At 58.5% G+C, this 23,414-nt stretch carries 7 protein-coding genes and 1 pseudogene; 5 read left to right on the forward strand and 3 right to left on the reverse strand.

Features of this window, described 5'->3' with window-relative positions:
* The first annotated feature begins 1 nt into the window (after position 1).
* A pseudogene (locus CBW65_RS24940) lies at positions 2-1,290 on the forward strand (MFS transporter).
* A 79-nt stretch (positions 1,291-1,369) separates the two neighbouring features.
* Here the strand turns inward: CBW65_RS24940 and CBW65_RS19105 are convergent.
* Entirely contained in the window at positions 1,370-1,888 is a 519-nt protein-coding gene (locus CBW65_RS19105; protein ID WP_087458194.1) for a helix-turn-helix domain-containing protein, read from the reverse strand.
* A 193-nt stretch (positions 1,889-2,081) separates the two neighbouring features.
* On the opposite strand from CBW65_RS19105, the gene CBW65_RS19110 reads away from it, so the two are divergent.
* The 4 genes from CBW65_RS19110 to CBW65_RS19125 all read left to right on the forward strand — a co-directional run bounded on the left by CBW65_RS19110 (position 2,082) and on the right by CBW65_RS19125 (position 5,462).
* Positions 2,082-2,504, forward strand: a complete 423-nt coding sequence (locus CBW65_RS19110; protein WP_232463369.1) for a DoxX family protein — start codon at positions 2,082-2,084, stop codon at positions 2,502-2,504.
* 124 nt (positions 2,505-2,628) lie between these two features.
* On the forward strand, positions 2,629-2,997 hold the full coding sequence (locus CBW65_RS19115; protein WP_087458196.1) for a YidH family protein: 369 nt from the start codon (positions 2,629-2,631) through the stop codon (positions 2,995-2,997).
* A gap of 532 nt (positions 2,998-3,529) precedes the next feature.
* Positions 3,530-4,210, forward strand: a complete 681-nt coding sequence (locus CBW65_RS19120; RefSeq protein WP_087458197.1) for a hypothetical protein — start codon at positions 3,530-3,532, stop codon at positions 4,208-4,210.
* A gap of 13 nt (positions 4,211-4,223) precedes the next feature.
* Positions 4,224-5,462, forward strand: a complete 1,239-nt coding sequence (locus CBW65_RS19125) for a ComEC/Rec2 family competence protein (RefSeq protein ID WP_157722061.1) — start codon at positions 4,224-4,226, stop codon at positions 5,460-5,462.
* Between the two features lie 128 nt (positions 5,463-5,590).
* On the opposite strand, the gene CBW65_RS19130 is transcribed toward CBW65_RS19125, so the two are convergent.
* Entirely contained in the window at positions 5,591-6,883 is a 1,293-nt protein-coding gene (locus CBW65_RS19130) for an MFS transporter (protein WP_087458199.1), read from the reverse strand.
* Between the two features lie 61 nt (positions 6,884-6,944).
* Positions 6,945-23,408 carry a non-ribosomal peptide synthase/polyketide synthase gene (locus CBW65_RS19135; protein ID WP_157722062.1) on the reverse strand — a complete coding sequence of 5,488 codons (16,464 nt, stop codon included), beginning with the start codon at positions 23,406-23,408 and terminating at the stop codon, positions 6,945-6,947.
* Positions 23,409-23,414: the final 6 nt, after the last annotated feature.

Here is a 23,414-nt window from a genome sequence, read left to right on the forward strand (position 1 = left end):
AATGAAAAGCGGTCATCAGAGCGTGGACGGAGCGTCACACTCGGTACAAGCCAGATCGCCCGGTGCGGATGGATCGAGGCATACAGCACCGTCATCGGTTTGGAACAACCGCGATTTCTTCTGGTTGTTCCTTGGCCGGACGATCGCGCAAGCCGGGACGGCGGTGACGTCGATCGCCATTCCCTGGCTGATCTTGGAGCTCACAGGCTCGGCGATGCAGACCGGGCTGGCGTTTGCGGTCGGATTTGTTCCGTATCTGCTGTTATCGCTGCCTGCAGGTGTCTGGGCAGACACCATGAATCGCAAAACGCTGATGGTCGCCGCCGACTGCGGCCGGCTGCTCCTGCTCTTGTCCATCCCGCTCGTGCAGTGGCTGTTTGGCGAGATCCCGATTCTCCTGTTGTTTGCAGTACAGGCCGGGATCAGTCTCTTGTCGGCGCTGTTTGACGCGGCGTACAGCGCCTGTCTGCCGAATCTCGTAGAAGGGCGGCAACTGCAGCAGGGGAATGCGGCGCTGCAGTTGGGGAGTTCGCTCAGCCGCATCGGGGGACGCGTGGCCGGCGGGATGCTGATCGCCGTTCTGGGGCGGCGAACACGTTGCTGATCGATGTGCTTGCTTATGCGGTTTCGATTCTGACGATCTTTTTCATTCGGGCATCCTTTTCAAGAGAACGTAAAAGCGCTGCTTCCAACGGGATGTTTGCGGGTATCAAGGAAGGACTGCGCTATGTGTGGAACATGAAAACACTGCGCATGATTGCCTTGTTTTCCATGCTGGTCAATCTGGTGGGACCGGGGATGGACATTGCGCTGATCTATCGCGCCAATCAGGAACTGCATCTGTCCGCCGCATGGGCCGGATACATCATGGCAGGGCTGAGCGGGGGAATGTTTGCCGGATCGCTTTTGCTTGCACGGGCGAAACAGCGTATCGATACAAAAAACTTGCTGGCCGCCGTGACCGCCTTGCAAGTGATTCCGCCATTTCTATTCGCTCTTGTCGGCACGCCCGCCGTGCTTGTGCTCGGACAAGTGCTGACCGGCTGCCTGATTATCGTCTGGAACGTCACCTCGACGACGCTTCGGCAGTCCACCGTTCCGGATGAGCTGCAGGGTCGGTGTGCGAGCGTGTTTCGGATCATCGCGTGGGTGACCATTCCGCTTGGCAGCGCCATTGCGGGGGCGGTCAGCGAGGTCTGGGGATCGCCGGTCTTCTTCCTGATTGCAGGCGCGGTGCTTGTGCTGGTGGGTTTGAGCTTTTGGCGAACGCGAAGAAGTCTGGCATTCTAGGTGACAGAGTATTAGTTATGTAAAAAACCGCCATCTTGCACCTTTCGTGCAGCAGTTGGCGGTTTTGATTTTTGCAGCGTTATTCTTTGTAGCTGGCGATCAGCAGCAACCCGTCGGTGTCGCCGATATTGATCACGTTGTGCGGGATGCTGGCGTTCCAGGAGAAGGCATCGCCTTCCTCAAGGATGACCGAGTCGGAGCCGTGTTCGGCACGGTAGCGGCCTTTGAGCACGAGGTGGCATTCGTAGCCTTCGTGGAAGTGCGTTTCGCCGGTCACATCGCCCGGTTTCGAGCCGACCAGCATCACGCGCAACGGGCCATCGGTGGTCAAGTATTCGATGTTGAAGATCCCGAACGATTTCACCTTGCGCTCTTCCTTGCGCACGACCGACATGCGCTCTTTGTCGGTCATAAAGAAGTAGGTGATCGGGACGTTCAAAAAGTTGGCGATCAGCTCCAGGGAGGCGATCGAAGGGGAAGTCTTGTTATTTTCAACATTCGAGATAAACCCGCGCGACAGCCCGGTCCCTTCGCACAGCTGGGGGATGGTGAGGCCTTTGCGCTTGCGGATCGCTCGAATTGTGCAGCCAATGTCCATCGGGCGTCACGTTCCTTTTTTTAAGTGTACCTTAACTATAGCAGACGGGGAGAGGCTTTCGCTAGTTCATTATGATGAACTTAGTTTCTTCATAGTAATAATTTGATTGACAGGCGGGAGGGCAGGGTGATATGCTGTCTGTGCGTCATACAAAACTAAGTTTACTTATATGAAACTGAGGAGGATTTTCCACGTGAATAAAAATGCTGTAGCTTTGACTCTTTTGCGGGTTGTGCTTGGCTTGACGTTTCTCTTCCACGGCTGGCAAAAGATGCAAATGGGCTTGGACAACGTAGGCGGTTACTTTGTCAGCCTCGGCCTGCCGTCGTGGCTTGCGTATGTGGTGGGCAACTTGGAGCTGTTCGGCGGCCTGTTGCTGATTGTGGGCATGCTGACCCGCTACATTTCGCTGGCGTTTGTCGTCGTGATGATCGGTGCCGTCTTCTCCGCGAAGTTCGGCAACGGCTTCCTCGGCGCAGAAGGCAAGCCGGGCTTTGAGATCGATGTCGTCCTGATGACGATCGGCGCTTTCTTTGCGATCACCGGCAGCACCGGCTATTCGGTGGATGCGGTGTTCAAGCGCCAAAGCCAGGCAGTGGATGGGCATAAGGCATAACGGTTTATAAGAAAAGGCAGAGCCAGGCGGCTCTGCCTTTTTTGTGCAAGCCCTTGAAGTTTCCGCCCAGAAGCGAGATACTTTTTAGAGAGAATTCTATCGGGACTAGAGGAGAAATAAAAACATGAGCCTTGAGAAAACTATTGATTCGAAATATATCCAACAACATCTAGCCAACGAGCGGACGTTCCTAGCGTGGATTCGCACCGCGATCACGATCATCGGCCTGGGCTTTTTAGCAGCGGGCGTCGTGTTTAAGACAACGCCGTTTTCGGAGATCGGGCATCTGATGGCGTCGATCATCGGTGTAGGCTCCGTCTTATTAGGCAGCCTGATCACATACAGCGCCTCTCGCAATTATCGGGTGAAGAAGAGCGGCATCAATGACGAAACCTTCCAGGCATCGTCCCACATCATTGTGTTTACGGTAGGGAGCTTGATGCTGATCAATCTGTTCCTTGTGCTGCTGGTAGCGGTCTTGCTGCTGGATTGATCGGTTGTTTTGTTTTTAGTTAACATAATATATATTATCGGACGTTATGTGGATGGAGATATTTCCTTACACTTGCGTAATTGTTCTACTTAGCTGTTGTTGATTGACTAAGGTGGTTGCGGAAAGAATTACCTTTTATTCAGAGGTCAGTGGGTTCAAATTCACTTGGGTTGTACAGCTAGACTTGAAAGGAACTAGCAACCCAAACGAAGGTGCAGAACAAGTGCTGAGATAAATGGGTTTGTCACTGCTGCCCAAATCCTCAACAACTCGTCTAGACCGACTCGCCTACTAGCTAACCTCTCGCGACCACTGCACCCTTTGTCTTACCACATCAAGAATACCTTGACTGCTGAACTCTACTGCAAGTGGCTCTGTAAGGAAATTGAATACTACCCATTTGGTTCTATTAACTAGTTTCCGTATTGACTTACAACTCTTACTCCCCTCGCATCTATAAAGTTGTGTTTTTGATAGAGTTGTTTTAGACTCTATAAGTAGTAATACTACAAGAATAAAGGAGGAAGTTCATTTGAATCTACCGTTGCAGATCTATGATTTCATCGCAGTCATATTCCCTGCTGCAATGTTGTTGGCAATACTTCGAACAGAGATCCCTTCCCTACCTATTTGGCAACAAAGTTACCAGATAGGAAATCTAGCCATTATGCTTATAGTTTCTTATATTCTTGGGCAAGTGATTCAACTCATTGCTAGAGTGCTCGAAAAGAATAAGTACACAAAATGGCTATTCTACAGAAAAGAACGAGTTCCAAGTCCGGAAGAAATTGAGTTAGGCGCACGGAAATCGAAGGTTATTCTCGCACGAAAACAAGCTCAGGCCATATTGACCGGATTAAGCGAGTTTTATGGGTTTCCAGTGGCTGCGGACGAAAAAGGATTGTTCGAATTGGTATATGCTCCGGTACATGATCGACTCGCAAAAAGGGATGTATTTCTTGCACTGTCAAACATGATGCGAGCCCTCGCAATGATTTCGTTTATGTACGGTTTTTATCTCGTCGTTAAAATTGTAATTTCGTTATGCTGGGGCTGGCAACCCATAACTTTTGAGTACTGGTTTCTTGGAATATCAATTCTGTCGTATTTTGCTTTCAGGAAAGGATATCTCGATAATAAGAATTTTTCTGAAGCAATACCATATGGCGCATTTTTAGCATGGTACCAACAACAAAAGTTATCGAAAAAATAGGAGGATGAAAAAAATGATGCAGGTTAATTTTTTAGATGTTGGACAAGGGGATAGCACTTTTATCAGATTTCCGAATGGAACAACTATGTTGATTGACTGCAAAATTAACGACGAAGGCTTCTTCACTTGGTTTGATGATCTTTTACCTTTAAATGAAGATGAGGAGAAAAGAGTACTTGACTATATTGTGATTACACATCCCCACAAGGATCACATTCAAGGAATAGGCATGCTGAAAGATCGTTACATTATAAATAATATTTGGGAGTCAGGTCATCGGCTATACGTACCAAAAGAGGATAAAGACAAATATCCGCATTACTACGCTATGCTTGATCTCATTCAAAAGGTGAAAAAGAATGGAGGAGAGCATCTTAAGCTTGAGGCATATAATGATGTTGAATTACCAGATGAGCCGGATGTTGGAGTTTTAGTTCTTTCTCCGACGAAGGCTTACTTGGAGGACGAAAAACCTACAGAACGTGATATACATGACCAATGTGCCGTACTGCGTATTGCGTATGCGGGCAGATCAATACTTTTTACAGGAGATTCGAGTATGGAAGCATGGAAAGAAAGAATTGTTCCTTACTACTCAGATGATAGCGGAATGCCAAATCTTATAAAATCCACCGTCTTACACGCGAGCCATCATTGTTCCTACACTTTTTTCAAACCGAAAGGAAAAAAAGATGATGAACCGTTCATTGATGCTCTCGAAAAAATCGAGCCAGAGATAACAATTATTTCTGTCGGAGAACAGAACAACCATGGTCATCCGGATGATGATGCATTAAACAAATATCTTGAGAAAACGACTCATGAACAGGTTATGATGACAAAAGATCACGGAACTATTAATATGGAAGTTTACGATAACGGTGATTATAATATTTATACCGAGAATATGCGCACTAGTGAGAACCGTTATACTATTGGATCAATAAAAATTGCAACTTCACCTGCACCAAAAGAAAATGGGAAGTACAACAAAGAAGCTGTTCTGGATTTTAGAGCTAATTTTACAAAGTTACCTAAAGGTCAAGGTGTCAAGCAATACAAATGGATTGTCCAAAATAATGGTATAGGTGATGATGGAAGCCACCATGAATGGTACGTAGGCCAAGAAAAATCATTATCAACATATTCAAATTTCACTGCATACGAAGGTACGCATACTCTTCTATGTGAAGTTAGGAATCAGAAAGGGAGCCTGATTGCAACACATTCCATAAAGGTAATCGTTGAATAACACAATTAAGTAATAACTTGGAATAAACACTAAAAACACCCTGCCTAATTTTGTTGGCGGGGTGTTTTGGAGTTGGTATGTTCTTCCTCCGTTGTCTGCTTCGACTCCTATTTAGAAAAAAAACCTTGTCATTGCGACAAGGTTTTTTCTGCGAAATGTTGAGGCTGTCTTTTCCCTCTGATCTGGCCCATGAACAGCAAGGTCAGCAGCGCCAGGAACAGCATCAGTGCTCCGGAGCCGAAGAACACGCTGCCGGTGCCGTAGAGGTTGGCGAACGTGGCGCCGATCGTCGGTGCGAGCAGTGTGGCTGCGCTCTGCATCGAGTTGGAGACGCTGGAGACGCGCCCGATCAGCTCTTGCGGGGTCTCGGTCTGCAGGATGAAGCCAAACGGAACGGTGGCTGCCGCTCCGAACAATCCGAACAGCAGGAAGATCAGCGCCCAGACCAGCAGCGGGAAATGCACAACTTCCATGCCGCCAAGGCCGATCAGCATGTTCAGCCCTCCGGCCAGCAAGCCGACGAGCGCCATCAGGGTCAGCGGGGATTTGCGCCATTGCGGGAACTGCCCGGCCAGTAAGGCGCCGGCCACGCTGCCAAATCCGATCACGCTCATCAGCGTGCCGTAGCCGGACTCGACGAGGCCTTGTTCTTTGGCCCAGATCGCCAGCAATCCGTCATACAGGAAGACGAGGAACATGCCGATCGTGATCAGGGTGAGCCCGACGGTCAAGGTGCGGGCGCTGAGCACATGGGCAAATCCTTCTTTGAAGTCGCCCCAGAACGTGCGTTTGACAGGCGCTTCCCCGGCCTCGCCAGCTTGAGCTGCCTGCTGGTTCGGCTTGTCGCGGTGGACGGTCGGAAGTTGCCAGATGAAGATCAGGGACAGTGCCATCAGGGCTGCTTCCAGCCCGAAGAGGCTTTTCGGCCCGATCACGGAGACCAGGGCGCCGCCGATGGCCGGCGCGGCGATCATCGTCAGCGACATCGTCATTTGGCCCAGCGAAATCGCGCCCGGAATCTGCTCCAACGGCACGATATGGCGAATCATCGCCTGACGGGCCGGGAAGAACAGCGTGCCGATCGCCGAACGCAGGAAGACGAGCGGCAACAGCAGATAGAAATTCGGCGCGAAGATAAAGCCGGTGATCAACAGGACGCGGATGCCGGTGCAAAACAGCATCAAGGCCCGCAGCGGGAGCCGGTCGACGTAAACGCTGAGCACGGGGCCGAGAAAGACCATCGGAATCCCCAAGGTGAGCATCAAAATGGCAGTTTCGTTTGCCCCGAGATGCCAGTGGTAGACGATCAGCACCATCAGTGCGGTCAGGTCGAGCCAGTTGCCGAAGCCGGAGAACAGGTCTCCTGTCCACAGCATGCGGTATGAACGGTTTTTTAATGGTGCGAATAAAGGTGACGACATCAGCGCTCCACCCTTTCTTGGTTAGGGCCCCGGCTGCGAATTGACGCAGCCGGGGGATTTTTTATTTCGAAGTGTATACGGTCAGGTCTTGCAGGCACAGACGGAGGCATTGCGCCACGCCTTGCACAGCCGGCTGTTCCATCAGCGTGCTGTGTTCGCCTGATACTTGGTGCGAGATCACAGTTTGCGCTACCTGGCCCCAGCCGAGCGTCGTGTCGAGCACGTAGCCGACGCTTTGCTTGGCGACGAACTGGTCGGCGCTTTCCTGCGCGATCAGCAGGGTCAGGCGGCCGTCATACGGCTGCGGCGCGTACGCCTGCTGGGCCATGATGTTGTTTTTGAAGACATGGTAGCCGCGCAGCACCGCTGCCTGATCGAGGTCAGGCGGGAACAGCTGGCGCGCTCTGCCCTGCTCGAACACGTAGTCGAGGATCTGCTGTTCGCTCAGCGTTTCACGCTGCTGGAGCAGTTCGGACAGGTCTTCGCCTAATTGACGCGCCCAGTTGTTGGCGAACATCAAAGCGAAATCTTTGGCATCTTGCTGCGGACGATCTTGCTGCCACGTCGGCATCGCCGTATCGAGCAGGAACACATCGGCGGCGAGTTCGCCTTGCTCGCGGAGCTGGCGTGCCATCTCGTAGGCGACCACGCCGCCCAGCGACCATCCGCCGAGCAGGTACGGGCCCTCCGGCTGCACGAAGCGGATCGCTGCGATGTAATGCGCAGCCATCGCCTCAATCGTGGTCAGCGGGGTCTCCCCTTCTTCCACGCCTTGGGACTGCAGGCCGTAGACGGTGTGTTCAGCGCCAAGCTGGCGGGCCAGTTCGACATAGGTGTGCACCATGCCGCCGCCCGCGTGGACGAGGAACAGCGGTTTCCGGTCGGCGTCGGTGCCTCGTTGCACTTCGACCAGCGAGGAAGGCAGCTCTTGGGAAGCTTGGCGCAATGCGTCAGCCAGGCCTTCGATCGTGCCGCCTTGGTAGAGCGCTTGCAGGGCCAGTTTTTGCCCAAATTCTTTCTGGACTTCCGACATCAGGCGCACGGCGAGCAGCGAGTGGCCGCCGAGTGCAAAGAAGTTGTCGGTGATCCCGACTTCCGACAGGCCGAGCAGTTGCGCCCAGATCTCGGCGAGACGCTGTTCGGTCTCATCGCGCGGCGCGAGGTATTCATTCTCGCGCACGACATCGGCGTCGTCCGGCTTCGGCAGGGCGCGGCGGTTGATCTTGCCGTTCGCCGTCAGCGGCAGAATGTCGAGGACCACAAAGGCGGCCGGCACCATGTGCGCCGGGAGCTTGCTCTTGGCGTGCTCGCGAAGCTCCGCCGTATCGATCGCAGCGTCCGGGGCGGCCGTCAGATACGCGGCGAGGCGTTTGTCGCCCGGGGTGTCTTCGCGGGCGATGACGACCGCTTCTTCGACCGTCTCGTGGTTGGAGAGCACCGTTTCGATCTCGCCGATTTCGATGCGGAATCCACGGATCTTCACCTGGTTGTCGATGCGGCCGAGGAACTCGAGCAGCCCGTCCGGACGGAAGCGCACGAGGTCGCCCGTTTTGTACAGGCGTGCTCCTGCTTGACCGGTGATGAAGTCGGACAGGAACGATTTGGCCGTCTTTTCCGGATCGTTGAGATAGCCGGGGCCAACCCCGATGCCGCCGATGTGCAGTTCGCCCGGAACGCCGATCGGCACAAATTGCATCGCTTTGTCCAGCACATACAGCTTCATGTTCGGAATGACGCGGCCGATCGAGATGTTGGTGATCTCTTCGCCCGGCGGTTCGGAGATGAAGTGGTGTGTGACATCGTCGGAGCATTCGGTCGGGCCGTATGCGTTGATCAGCCAGGCATCCGGATAGTAGGCCAGCCATTTGCGGCAGAGTTCCGGCGGCAGGACTTCGCCGTTGGGAATCATCCAGCGCAAGGCGGTCAGATCCGGGCGGTGCGGATCGCGCAGGGTGACTTCATCGATCATCGCGCGCAAGAGCGAAGGAACGGTCTCGACCACGGTCAGGCGCGAACGCTCCATCTCGTCGAGCTGGTTGCCCGGATCGAATGCCACTTCATCCGGCAAGACGTGCGTGCTGCCGCCGACCATCCAGGCGGTCAAGAGCTGCCAGACCGAGATGTCGACGCATTGCGAAGAGTTTTGCGCGATGCGGTCTTCCCGCGTCACCTGCAGCTCGTCGACTTTGGCCAGCAAGTGGTTGACCATGCCTTTGTGCTCGACCATCGCGCCTTTCGGTCGCCCGGTGGAGCCGGAGGTGAAGATGACGTAGGCGCGGTCATTCGGTGTGACGGCATAGTCTGGCGTGTTGGCGCTTTGCTGCTCGATCAGCTCCTGCATGTCGTCGAGGCAGATCACCTGCGCCTGGTGTGCCGGCAGCATCCCCGCAAACTGGCGGGAGGTCAGCATCACTTGCGGCTTGGTGTCTTCGATCATAAACGCCAGACGGTCTTGCGGGTATTTCGGGTCGAGCGGGACATAGATGCCGCCCGCCTTGAAGATCGCCAGCACGGCAACCGCCCACTCCAAGGTGCGCTCTCCGAAGTAGCCGACGAACAGGCCCGGCGCAACGCCTTGCGCTTGCAGTTGGCGCGCCAGACGGTTCGAGGCTGCCTCCAGCTCGCGATAGGTCATGCTCTCCCCTGCGAACACCAGCGCGGTGCGCTCCGGCGTTGCGGCCGCTTGGCGGTCGAACAGCTCGTGCGCGCACAGGTGATGCGGGTACGGGCGCGGGTTGTCGTTCCAGTCGGCGAGCTGCTGCTCCTCGCTGTGCGAGAGAATGCGCAGTGTCTGCACCGGGAGATCGGCCGCCTGCACCATCTCGGTGAGCAGGGTCTGCAGATGCAGAGTCATCCGCTCGATGGTGTCATCGTCAAATCTCAAGCGGTCATAGGCGAGCTTCACGCCGATCTGGCTGCCCGGGATGACGGTGACGGTGATCGGATAGTTGGTCTGTTCGCGGGTCGCCGCGGCGGAGATCTGGAGATCGTCCGCTCCGGCAGCCGATTCGGCCGCTTTTTCATCGGCCGGATAGTTTTCGAAGACAAAGATCGTCTCGAACAATGGCACGCCGCGCGGGACATCGCTCCACGACTGCACACTCATCAGCGGTGTGTATTCGTATTGGCGCATCTCCGCCTGCTGGTTCTGCAGAGCTTGCAGATACGGGATGAGCGGCGTTTCGCCGGGCAGATTTTGACGGATCGGCAAGGTGTTGATGAACATGCCGACCATCGTGTCGACTCCGGCCAGATCGGTCGGACGGCCGGAGACGGTCGTGCCGAACGTGACATCCGCTTCCCCGCTGTAGCGGCTGAGCAGCAGCGCCCACGCCCCTTGCACCAAGGTGTTCAGGGTCAGCTGGTGCTGTTTGCCAAACGCTTGCAACGACTGCGTCAACTCGGCGGACAGCAGGGCTTTTTGCTCATTGAAGCGTTGTTCCTCGGCTTCCAGACTGGTGCGGTGCGTGTCCACACGCAGGCTGGTCGGTGCGATAAATCCGGCGAGCAGACCGCGCCAGTAGCGCTCGGCGGCCTGTTCGTCCTGCGCCTGCAGCCAGTGGATAAAATCGCGGTACGGACGCGGGGCGCGCCCTTGCAGGCTCTGCCCGGTTGCGGATGCCCGATAAGCGGCAAACATCTCTTGGAATACCACCGAGGTTGACCAGCCGTCGAGCAGCAGATGGTGCGACGTCCAGATCAGGCGCTGGACATTGTCGCCAAGTCGAATCAGCGTGATGCGCATCAGCGGCGCTGCGGTCATTTCAAAGCCGCGCTTGGTGTCTTCGAGCAGGAACTGCTGCAAGGCGGCCTCTTGCTGCTCCGGGGTCTGGCCGCGCCAGTCGAGCTCGGCGAACGGCATGGTGACCGTTTTGAACACCGCTTGCAGCGGTTTGGCCGATTCATGCCAGAAGAACGCGGTGCGCAGGATCGAATGGCGCTGCAGGACGGAATTCCATGCCTGTTGCAGGACATCCGCATCGAGTGCGCCTTGCACTTCCAGATTCAGCTGTGTGACATAGAACCCTTCGTTTGCTGCCAGCAGGCTGTGGAACAGCATGCCCTGCTGCAGCGGCGACAGTTCATACAGCTGCTCCATGTCGGCTGCGCGGTCTCCGAGGTCGGCCAGGAAGGCATCGAGCTCATTCTGGGTGGTGCGCGCTTCCGGGAAGTCGGAAGGCGTAAAGCCGCCCGCTTCCGGCGAGAGACAATGCGCGATCAAGGCGCGAAGCTCTGCAAGGAATGCTGATCCCACCTCTTCGATCGTTGCGGCATCGTGCGCATTGGCCGAGTAGATCAGGTTCAGGCGCAACTGGTCGCCCGCCACAAGCCCGGTGATGTCGAGCAGGTGGCTGCGCGTCATGCGCTCGCTGTGTGCGCTGCCGCTCGGATGGCCGGCCAGTTGGAACATCGTGTCTGCGCCTGCCGTTCCGGTGTCAAACTGGCCGAGGTAGTTAAAGGAGACCTCGGGCGTTGGAATGGCGGCCATCGCCTGGCGCAGTTGCTCATCGTGGTGCAGATAGCGCAGCAGGCCGTAGCCGATCCCTTTGTTCGGAATGGCGCGGAGCTGTTCTTTGACCGCTTTGATCGCATCGCCCGGCGTTTGCTGTCCGGACAGCTGCAGGCAGACCGGATAGATCGAGGTGAACCAGCCGACGGTGCGGGAGGTGTCTACGCTGTCGGAGATGTCTTCCCGTCCGTGTCCTTCGAAGTTCACAAGCAGCTTGTTGTCGCCTGTCCAGCCTGCGAACGCCTGGGCCAGGGCGGTCAACAGCAGGTCGTTGATCTGCGTGTTGTACGCCTGAGGAGCTTCTTGCAGGAGCTGCTTCGTCTCTTCCTGGGTCAGCGTCACCGTTACTGTCCGGGTCGAACCCGAGGTGTTCGCGGCATCGGCACGGTCAAGCGGCAAGGCGGACGGCGCATGTTCGGCAAGTTGCAGCCAGTAGCTCTGTTCGTCTGTCACCGCTTGCGACTGTGCCGCTTCGGTCAGGCGCTCTGCCCACTCGCGGAACGATGTGGTCTTTGGCGGCAGTTCGGCCTGTTCGCCGCGCAGGAGCTGCCCGTAGAGCGTCTCCAGATCTTGCAGCAAAATGCGCCACGATACGCCGTCGACAACCAGATGGTGCACGACGAGGAGCAGGCGCTGCGGGCGGTCGGCTCCGAAGTCGAAGAGCACCGCTTGCACGAGTCTGCCGTCAAGCTCAAGCCCGGCTTGGAAGGAGTTGGCCTCCGTCACGAAACGCTGTTCTTGTTCGTCTTGCGGTGCGTGCGACAGGTCGACAAGCACCAGCGGCACCTCATCGCTCACGCCGGCATTTTCCTGTTGCCAGCCATCGGCGGTGTGGACATAGCGCATGCGCAGTGCGTCGTGATGGGACAAGAGCTCGGCCAGCGCCTGGCGCAGCGTCGGCTCTTCCGCACGTTCGCGCAGGGTCAGCAGAAACGGCAGGTTGAAGTGATGGGCGTCTGCCTGTTGCTGCTCGAAGAACCAATGCTGCGCCGGAGTCAGCAGCACGTCGCCGGTCACCACGCCCTGTTCGGCAGAGACGGTCGTATGTCCGGTGCTGACCACATGGGACAGTTCGGCGATCGTCTGGTATTGGAACAGGTCTTTTGGCGTAAAGCGAATGCCGCGCTGCGTCGCCAGATGCAGGATCTGAATCGAGAGGATCGAGTCGCCGCCCAGCGCGAAGAAATTGTCTTCGATGCCGACGCGCTCCACCCGCAGGACTTGTGCCCAGATTTCGGCAAGCGCTGCTTCCGTCTCGTTGCGCGGCGGCGCATAACGGTTGGCAGCATCGGCGCTGAAGTCGGGCGCAGGCAATGCTTTGCGGTCGATTTTGCCGTTGGCGGTCAGCGGGAACGCTTCCAGCGTCACGAGGGCCGACGGGATCATGTAGTCCGGCAGGAGCTCTTTGAGCAGGGCGCGCAGTTCCTCTGTGGGGACGTCTGCCGCATCGGCCGCCAGATAGGCGACGATGCGTTTGTTGCCCGGGATGTCTTCCCGCACGATGGCGAGCGCCGCCCGCACAGACGGATGGCGAACCAGCACTTCTTCGATCTCGCCCAGTTCGATGCGATAGCCGCGCACTTTGACTTGATGGTCGAGGCGGCCGAGATACTCCAGATTGCCGTCCGGCAGCAGACGTGCCAAGTCGCCGGTTGCATACATCCGTGCGTTTGGCTCGTCAGCAAACGGATTCGGGACAAATTTCTCGGCGGTCAGCGCCTCCTGCCCCAGATAGCCGCGCGCCAAGCCGTCTCCTGCCAGATACAGCTGGCCGGACACGCCGGGCGGAACGAGTTGCATGTGAGCATCGAGCAGATAGAAGTCGGTGTTCACCAGCGGACGCCCAATCGTCGGCGCGGTTGCCGCCGTATGATCGACCAGCGTGTAGGTCGAGTAGGTCGTATCTTCCGACGGGCCGTACAGATTGTAGACGTTCTGCACCGTTCCGAGCTGGTACAGCTGCTGCACCAGATGCAGCGGCAGCGCCTCGCCTGCGAGGTTGACGGTACGAACAGAAGCCGGAATGGTTTGCTGGCGCAAAAGCTCGGCGATCGCAGACGGTACGGTGTTGATCAACGTCACGTCGTTACGTGCCGCGAGCTGCGGCAGTTGCAGCGCATTTTCCGCTACGATCACTTTGCCGCCGCTGCGAAGCGTCACAAACAGCTCGTACACAGAGAGGTCGAAGCAGATCGAAGTTGAGAACAATACGCCAGCCAGATCTTCGGCCGTATACTCTTCCTGCGCCCATTGCACCATCGTCGCGGCGCTGCGGTGTTCGATAGCCACGCCTTTCGGGCGTCCCGTCGAACCGGAGGTGTAGATCACATAGGCCAGATTGCGCGATGTTACGCCGGAAACCGGATTGTCAACTTGCCCGGCATCGGGCAGCGGCAGGCACAGCGCCGGCACGTCATGCGGCGGCAGTTCGGCGAGCAGCGCGTTTTCGGTAACCAGCATCGCCATGTTGGCGTCTTGCATCGTGTACAAAATGCGGTCTTGCGGATAAGCCGGATCGAGCGGCACATATGCCCCGCCCGCTTTTAACACCCCAAGCATGGCGGCGAGCATCGAAGGTGTCCGCTCCATGTAGATGCCGACCAGCGATTCGGCGCCGATGCCCGCCTGCTGCAGGCGATGCGCGATCGCGTTGGCCTGCTCGTTCAGTTCGCGGTAGGTCAGCGTTCCCTGCTCGGCCACCACGGCGAGGCGCTCTGGCGTTTTTGCCGCTTGCAGCTCGAACAGCTGATGGAGGCAAAGATCGGCGTAGGCGGCTTTTCTCCCCTGCCCTTGGCTCAGCAGCAGTTGCTGCTCAGCGGCAGACAACAGCGGGACTTGGGCGACCGGAAGGGCCGGTTTGACTGCCAAGGCTCCCAGCAGTGTTTGGAAATGCAGCGTCATCCGCTCGATCGTCGCGCGTTCAAACAGATCGCAGTTGAAGTTGAAGCGTCCGACCAGCGTGTCGCCCCAGTCTTCCATCGACAGCTCGAGGTCAAATTTGACCGTGCCGTGTTCAAAGTCCAGCGGGCGGAGTTCCAAGCCCGGCAGTGTTGCGCTGTGACCCGCGGTGTGCGGCTGGAGGTTGAACATCGTCTGGAACAAAGGTGAACGGGAGGCGTCGCGCTCCGGCTGCAGCTCGACGACCAATTTTTCAAACGGCAGATCCTGATGCGCGTAGGCGCCAAGCGCCGTTTCGCGCACGCGGCTGAGCAGTTCTTCGAACGTCGGATCGCCGGAGAGGTCGGTGCGCAAGACCAGCGTGTTGACGAAGAAGCCGATCAGGTGTTCCGTCTCTTTGCGGTTGCGGCCGGCGATTGGCGTCCCGACGGTGATGTCCTCCTGGCCGCTGTAGCGCATGAGCAGCACTTGGTAAGCGGCGAGCAGAGTCATAAACATCGTCGAGCCGGCGCGGCGGGACAGCTGTTGCAGATGCTTGACCGTCTCCCCTTCGACCTGGAACTGGACGATCGCGCCGCGATACGTCTGCACCGGCGGGCGGGGATGGTCGGCTGGCAGCTGCAGCACAGGCAGTTCGCCGCTCAGCTGTTCTTTCCAATAGGACAGCTGTTTGTCGTACACATCGCCTTGCAGCCAGCCGCGCTGCCAGGCGGCAAAGTCGGCGTATTGCACCGGCAGTTCGGCAAGCGGCGCAGGCTGGTCTGCGTGGAAAGCGCCATAGAGCGCGGCTACTTCTTGCAGGAACACGCCCATCGACCAGCCGTCCGATACGATGTGATGCAAGTTCAGCACAAGTACATGTTCCTCATCATTCAGTTTCAGCAAGGAACTGCGCAAGAGCGGGCCTTGCGAGAGATCGAACGGAGTCAGGGCTTCCTGTTCCACGTAACGCTTGGCTGCTGCTTCCCGAGCGGATGCCTCTTCCCCGCTCCAGTCCAGCACCGGCAGTGAGACGGCATAAGGCGCGGCGATTTTTTGCAGGGCTTCCCCATTGTTGTTATCAAACGTGGTGCGCAGCGCTTCGTGGCGGCGGACGATCTCGGTGAGGGTCCGTTCCAGCGCCGCGATGTTCAGGCTGCCAACCAGACGCACCGCAAACGGCATGTTGTAGACGGTGGTGCCCGGATTCAGCTGGTCGAGCACCCACAGACGGTGCTGCGCGAACGACAGCGGCAGGTCTCCGTCACGCGAGATGATCTCGATCGGGGTGACCGCCATGCCGTGTGACGCTTGCTGCAGGGTCTGCACATGCTCCGCCAATTCGGCGACGGTCGGCGCTTCGAACAGCGCGCGCAGCTGCAGGTCGAGGCCAAAGACTTCGTTGATGCGCGAGACGACTTGCGTGACGAGCAGAGAATGCCCGCCCGCTTCAAAGAAGTTTTCATAAATGCCGACCTGCGGACGGCCAAGCACTTCCGCCCAGATCCCGGCGACCATCTCTTCGAGCGGCGTGCGTGCAGCCGCATCGGACGCCGTTTCCCAAAGCGAGGCGTCAGGTGCGGGCAAGGCGCGGCGGTCGACTTTGCCGTTCGGGTTCAAGGGCAGCTGGTCGAGCATGACGAAGGCGGACGGAATCATGTATTCCGGCAGGCGCTCTTGGAGCGCAGTTCGCAGTGCGGACACGGTCAGCGTCTGTGCTTCTTCGGCGACCACATAAGCGATGAGGCGTTTTTCGCCGCCGGCAGCAGTTGCGATGACGACCGCTTCCTGCACATCTTCCACGCTGTTCAGCGCGGTTTCGATCTCGCCAAGCTCGATGCGGAAGCCGCGAATTTTCACTTGGTTGTCGAGGCGGCCGAGGAATTCGATCGTCCCGTCTGCCGTGTAGCGCACCAAGTCGCCGGTGCGGTACCAGCGCAGGCCATCTTTATCGACGAATTTCTCCTGCGTCAGGCTCTCCAGCAGGAAGTAGCCACGGCTGACTCCATAGCCGCCGATCAGCAGTTCGCCCGGAACGCCGAGCGGAGCGGCCTGCTGCTGCGGGTCACAGATGCGCAGGTGCACGTGCGGCAGGGCGCGGCCGATGTAGAACTTGTCCATCTTCACATCGCGCGGAACTGCGAAATGAGAACAGATGATCGTACCTTCTGTCGGACCGTACAAAACGTGAATCTGCGCGTTGCGGAACACGCTGTGCATCGCGTCGAGCAGATCGGGCGGCACCGCATCACCGCCGATGTAGATCGTGCGCAAGGCGTCGAACGACGCTGCGTCGATTCCGTTTTCCTCTGCCGTCTGCACGATCTGGCGCATCAGGCTTGGCACGGTGTGGATCATCGTCCAGTTTTGCAGGCTCGCCGTCAGCTTCGGCAGGTCGAGCACTTCTTCGCGGGTCATCACGACCGATGTGCCGCCGCTCAGCAGCGGATTCATCAGCTCGAACAGCGCGATGTCAAACGCGACCGAAGCGATCCACGGCATGGTGTCGCCGGACGTGAAGCCAAACGCGTTCTGGCTGGCCTGCAAGACGCTGACTAGGTTGTGGTGTTCGACCATGACCGCTTTCGGGCGTCCGGTCGAGCCGGAGGTGTAGATCATGTACGCCAGGCTGTGCGGGCTGGCATCTTCCGGCAGATCGTGTCCGTCTTGACGGTTGATCTTGTCCGCTGCCGTGTCGAGGCAGAGAATCTGGGCCTCTATCGCCGGGAGCTTGTCGAGCAGGTCGGACTGCGTCACCATCACTTTGGCGCCGGAGTCTTCCAGAATCATGCGCATACGCTCTTCCGGATACGCGGTGTCGAGCGGCACATACGCCCCGCCCGCCTTGAGAATCCCCAGCACGGCGACGACCAGCTCAGCCGAACGCTCGACGAGCAGGGTGACGCGCACTTCCGGGCCGACGCCAAGCGTTTGCAGATGGCGGGCCAGACGGTTGGCGCGCGCGTTCAGTTCGCGGTAGGTCAGCGTGGTTGCGCTGGTCTGCACAGCGATTGCGTCCGGCGTTTTTGCCGCTTGCTCTTCGAACAGGCGGTGTGTGCTGACCGACGGCGGAACCAGCAGTTTCGAGCTGCCCCATTCGGTGAACAGGGTCTGCTCTTGCGGCGTGTTCATTCGCACGTCTTGCACGCGTTGGCCGGGACGAGCCAGCAGATCGGACAGCACGGTCATCAGATGGCCGTGCAGCAGCTCAATCGTCCGGTCTTCATAGCGCAGGCGGTCATAGGCGATCTTCACAGCGAGCTGCTTGCCCGGCGCGACGCCGATCGTCAGCGGATAGTGGCTGAGCTCGCCTGTGCCCATCTCGGTGATCTGCAAGGAGCCTGCCGCACCGACATCTTCGGCCAGCTCTTGATCCATCGGGTAGTTCTCAAAGACGAGGATCGAGTGGAACAGCGGCTGGTCATGCGGCAAACCGCTCCATGCCTGCACCAGGCTCAGCGGCGTGTACTCGAAATCGCGCACTTCCGCTTGGCGGGCCTGCAGGGCTTGCAAGCTGCTCAGCACATCAGATGCTGCGGTCAGCTGCGAGCGCACGGGCAGCGTGTTGATGAACAGGCCAACCATCGCTTCCACGCCATCGAGCTCAGCCGGACGGCCGGAGACGGTCGCGCCAAAAGCGATGTCTTCTGCGCCGCTGTAGCGCTGCAGGACGATTGTCCATGCCCCTTGCACCAGTGTGTTTAAGGTCAGTTGGTGCTGTTTGGCGAGCGCTTGCAGGCGGATCGTCGCGTCCGGAGACAGGGTTGCACGTTGTTCTTCGAACTGCTTCTCCCCTTGCGGCAATACGGCAGACTGGCGTTCGACGCCGAGCAGGGCCGGTTCGGAGAAGCCCTTTAATTGCTGCTGCCAGTAGGCTTTGGCCGCGTTGATGTCTTGTGCGCTCAGCCATTCGATGAAGTCGCTGTACGGACGGGACGGCGACAAGGCCAGCTCCTGTCCGCCTGCATAGGCGTCGTACAGGCTAAAGACTTCTTTGAAGACGAGCGGCATCGACCAGCCGTCGAGCAGCAGATGGTGTGACGTCCAGATCAGGCGGTGCGTGTCCGCGCCGGTGCGAATGACCGCCAGGCGCATCAGCGGCGCGCAGGAAAGGTCAAATCCTTTCGCACGGTCGTCTGACAGAAATGCTTCCAGTTCGGCTGCTTGCTGCTCCGTGTTTAGAGTCTGCCAATCGAGCGTCGTCAGCGGCATTTCCACGCCTTGCAGCACCGCTTGCAGCGGATCGCGTCCGCCAAATGTATGGAACGACGTACGCAGGATCGGGTGGCGCTCGATGACGGTCTGCCAGGCGTTCAGTAAGGCATCAGCTTTGAGATCGCCTTGCAGAGCGGCGTTGACTTGTGTCACGTACACGCCGGAACCTTGCTCGAGCAGGCTGTGGTAGAGCATCCCTTGCTGCATCGGGGACAGCGGGTAGATCTGTTCGACGCGCTCCCCTTTGACACCGCGTGCCTGCAGTTCCTCGAACAAGGTGTTCAGTTCGGTTTGCGAGACCTGCGCCAACGGGAAGTCGGACGGCGTATAGGCCGTTTCGGCCTGTGTTGCGCAGTGCTCGGTGATTCCTTGCAATTCGCGGAGGAACGATTGCGCCAGCGCGTCGATCGTCGCGCGGTGATGCACGTTTTCCGAATAGGTGATGCTCATCCGCAACTGGCCGCCGGAGATGACGCCGTTGATTTCCAGCAGATGCGAACGCTTCATGCGCGGGCTGCGGTTCGCGCCGCTCGGTGCGCCGGACAGCGTGAAGCGCGATGCATCGCCAGACGTCCCGCCTTGGTCGAATTGACCGAGGTAGTTGTAGGACACTTGCGGATGCGCGATCTCGCCCAGCTCGTTTTGCAGCAGGCCGAAGCCGATCCCCCGGTTCGGGACGGCGCGCAGTTGCTCCTTGACCGCTTGCACGGCGCTGCCTCTCTCCTTTTTCACCGGGAGTTGCAGATGCACCGGATAGGTGGCGGTGAACCAGCCGACGGTGCGCGAAGTGTCGACGTTGTCAAACAAGTCTTCCCGGCCGTGGCTTTCCATCGCCAAGAGCAGCGAGCGCTCGCCCGTCCAGGCGCCAAACGCTTCCGCCCAGGCGGTGAGCAGCAGGTCGTTGATCTGCGTGCGGTACGCTTTCGGCGCTTCTTGCAGCAGGCGCTGCGTTTCTTCCGGGCTGAGCAGCACCGAGACGGTGCCGGCAGAGCCGGTCAGGTTGTCGCCGTCCGCATGGTCTGTCGGCAGTGCGGCAAGGTTTGCTTCCTGCAGCTGTGCCCAGTAGGCTTTTTCCTGCAAAACGGCGTCCGACTGCGCATGTGCGTTCAACAGCTCCGCCCATTTTTGGAACGAAGTCGTTTTCAAAGGCAGTTGCACAGCTTGTCCGTGGAGGCGCTGTTCGTAGGCGGTTTCCAAGTCTTGCAGCAAAATGCGCCACGACACACCGTCGATCAGCAGATGGTGCACGATGATCAACAAGCGCTCCGCCCGTTCGCCGCCAAATGTCGCATGCACGAAGGAGACCAGAGGCCCTTCCGACAACGACAAGCCAGCTTGCCACTCGGCAGCCGCTGTCGCAAACGCTGCGTCCTGCTCCGCTAACGGCAGATCAGAAAAATCGGCTTCGGTAAACGGCACGTCCCCTTCTGCCACCGCAAACTGCTCCCAGCCATCCGCCGTGCGAACAAAACGCATCCGCAGCGCATCGTGGTGGCTCAGCAGGTCATTGATCACGCCGCGCATGACCGCTTGATCGAGCGGTTCTTGCAGTTCAAACAGCAGCGACATGTTGAAGTGATGCATGTCTGCGAACTCTTGCTCGAAGAACCATTGCTGCACAGGGGTCAGCAGGACCGGGCCGGTCACCGCCCCTTGTTCGGCCAGCGTCTCTTCCCCGCCGTCGAGCCTTGCAGCCTCGGCCAGCCGTGCGATCGTCTGGTTTTGGAACAGGTCTTTCGGCTTCAGGCGAATCCCTTGCTGGTTGGCGCGATGGATGATCTGAATGCTCAGGATCGAATCGCCGCCGAGGGCAAAAAAGTTGTCATGGATGCCGACGCGCTCCAGACGCAGCACAGAAGACCAGATCTCGGCCAGCGCTTGCTCGGTCGCGGTGCGCGGCGCGGAGTAATCTGCGCTCGTCTCCGCACGCGTCAATTCCGGCGCGGGCAGTTTTTTGCGGTCGATCTTGCCGTTTTGGTTGAGCGGCATCGCGTCCAGCACAACAAACGCGGCCGGAATCATGTATTCCGGGAGGCGTTCGCGCAGATGGCCGCGCAGGTCTTCGAGGACGATCTCCTCCCCCGCTTCCGGCACGACATAGGCGGCGAGGCGCTTTTCGCCGTGCTCGTCTTCATGGACGGTGACCAGCGTCTCTTTCAGCGCCTTGTGCTGTGCGAGGACCGTTTCGATCTCGCCGAGCTCGATGCGGAATCCGCGAATCTTCACCTGATGGTCGATCCGGCCGAGGAATTCCAGCGTGCCGTCCGCATGCCAGCGCACAAGGTCGCCCGTCTTGTACCAGCGGAGGCCGTCTGCCTCGATGTATTTTTCAGCAGTCAATTCCGCTTGGCGGTAGTAACCTCTCGTGACGCCCGGGCCGCCGATGAGCAGTTCGCCGGGAATGCCGACCGGCTGCAGCTGCCCGGACGGGTCACAGACGCGCAGGGTGGCATGCAGGAGCGGCCGGCCGATGTGCAGGCGGTCCATCTTGGCACCGCGCGGCACGGCGTATTGCGAACAGATGATCGTGCCTTCGGTCGGGCCGTACAGCACGTGAATCTGCGCGTTTTGGAACACTTCATACATCGCCGTCAGCAGGTCGGGCGGCACGGCATCGCCGCCGATGAAGATCAGGCGCAGGTTGTCAAACGCAGCGGCAGACAAGCCGGCCGCGCGGATTCCTTCGACGATCTGGCGCATCAGGCTGGGCACGGTGTGAATCGCCGTGTAGGTCTGCAGGTCGGCAGCCAGGCGTTCGATATCCAGCACGTGGTCTTTGGTCAACACCGCCGATGTGCCGCCGCAGAGCAGCGGGTTCATCAGCTCGAACAGCGCGATGTCAAACGCGGCCGAGGCGATCCACGGCATCACATCGCCGTTGCCAAAGCCAAATTCCTGCTGCGAAGTCTGCAGCACGCTGACGAGATTGCGATGCTCGACCATGACCGCTTTCGGGCGTCCTGTGGAGCCGGAGGTGTAGATCATGTAGGCAAGATGTTCCGGCGTGACGCCGCTGTCCGGCGCGGTGTGCGGGAGATTGGCGATCTGCGCCAGCTCGGTGTCGAGGCAGACCGTCTTCGCCTGGTGCTCCGGCAGTTGAGCCAGCAGATGCGACTCGGTGAGCAGGAGCGGCGCAGCGGTGTCTTCGAGGATCAAGGCGACGCGGTCGCTCGGGTACGCGGTGTCGATCGGGACGTATGCGGCTCCGGACTTTAAGATCGCGAGCAGGCCGATGACAAGATCTTCGGAACGGTCGACATACAGGCCGATCAGCGTATCGGGCCCTGCTCCCATCGAGCGCAGATAGTGTGCCGTCTGGTTGGCGCGCTGGTCCAGTTCGCGGTAGGTCAGCTGGCGGTCTTCAAAGAGGACGGCCACGTTGTCCGGTGTGCGCTGCGCTTGTTCAGCAAACAGTTCATGCGTGCAGAGTGGCGATTGCTCGCTTGCAGCTTCTGCCCCGGTGCCCATTTTGGCAAGCAATTCTTGTTCCGCTTGCGGCACCAGCGGCAAATCGGCCAGCGGCTGAGTCGGGTTGGACGCGGCTGCTGCCAAAAACGTCTGGAGATGTGCGGTCATGCGCTGGATTGTGTCCTGCTCAAACAGGTCGGTGTTGTATTTCAGATGGCCGACCAGACCGTCCGGCGCTTCGTTTAACAGAAGTTCGAGGTCAAACTTGGCGGTGATGCTCTCCATGTTCAGCGCGGCGATGGTCAGCCCTGGCAGTTCGACAGACGACATCGGCGCGTTTTGCAAGGTAAACATCACTTGGAACAACGGCGAGCGGCTCATGTCGCGCTCGACCTGCAGTTCGTTCACCAGTTGGTCGAATGGCACGTCCTGGTGATCGTATGCCTGCAGGGCGGTTTTCTTCACGCGTTCGATCAGTTCGTCGAACGTCGGATTGTTCGACAGGTCGCCGCGCATGACCAAGGTGCCGACGAAGAAGCCGATCAGCCCTTCTGTCTCTTTGCGCGTGCGCCCGGCGATCGGTGTGCCGACCGCGATGTCTTCCTGTCCGGTATAGCGGGACAAAACAGCTTGGAAGGCAGCCAGCAAGGTCATGAACAAGGAGGCACCATGGCGTTTGGACAGCTCGTGGAGCGTTGCCGTCAGCTCACGGCTCAGCGCAAACCGCTCCTGTGCCCCGCTATGCGTCTGCACCGGCGGACGCGGGTGGTCGGTCGGCAGTTGCAGCGCGGTGACGTCTGCCAATTGGCGTTTCCAGTAGGACAGCTGTTCCTCAAACGCGCTGCCCGACAAGCGTTCACGCTGCCAAGCCGCGAAGTCGGCGTATTGGATCGGGAGCTCAGCGAGCGGCGACGGCTGTCCGGCGGAAAAAGCGCCGTAGAGCGCAGCAAACTCTTTTAAAAACACGCCGGTGATCGACCAGCCGTCGGAGATGATGTGGTGCATGCTGAGCAGCAAAATATGTTCGTTTTCCTGAAGCTGCAGCAGCGAAAAGCGGATCAGCGGCCCTTGGCTCAAGTCGAACGGCGTCTCCGTCTCGGCGAGCAGGCGGCGCTTCGTTTCGGCGTCCTGCTCCGCTTGGGAGAGGCCGCGAAGATCAATGACGGTCAGCGGCAGGCGAAGTTCGCGTGCGATCACCTGCACCGGCTGCCCGTCTTCGTTTTCTTTGGCAAATGTGGTGCGAAGCGTTGCATGGCGCTCGATGATAGCGTTGAGCGTTGCCTCCAGCGCTTCTACATGCAATCCCCCGGTCAGCCTGACCGCAAACGGCATGTTGTAGGCGGCGGTGCCTTCGTCGAGCTGATCGAGCACCCAGAGCCGCTGTTGAGCGAAGGAGAGGCGCACAGGCCCCTCATCGCTTCGTTTGGGAATCATTTCTTCCGCTTGCGGAGCTGATTGCGCGGCAGCCAGGCGTTTCTCCAGCATGGCGCGCTGTTCCGGCGAAAGTTTTGACATGCGATC

Source organism: Tumebacillus avium, assembly GCF_002162355.1.
Taxonomy (GTDB): Bacteria; Bacillota; Bacilli; order Tumebacillales; family Tumebacillaceae; genus Tumebacillus_A; species Tumebacillus_A avium.

Bases quoted from the DNA above. Each gene is read 5' to 3' on its own strand.
- CBW65_RS19135 (WP_157722062.1), bottom strand. From the start codon at position 23,408: ATGTCAAAACTTTCGCCGGAACAGCGCGCCATGCTGGAGAAACGCCTG.
- CBW65_RS19105 (WP_087458194.1), bottom strand. From the start codon at position 1,888: ATGGACATTGGCTGCACAATTCGAGCGATCCGCAAGCGCAAAGGCCTC.
- CBW65_RS19125 (WP_157722061.1), top strand. From the start codon at position 4,224: ATGATGCAGGTTAATTTTTTAGATGTTGGACAAGGGGATAGCACTTTT.
- CBW65_RS19115 (WP_087458196.1), top strand. From the start codon at position 2,629: ATGAGCCTTGAGAAAACTATTGATTCGAAATATATCCAACAACATCTA.
- CBW65_RS19130 (WP_087458199.1), bottom strand. From the start codon at position 6,883: ATGTCGTCACCTTTATTCGCACCATTAAAAAACCGTTCATACCGCATG.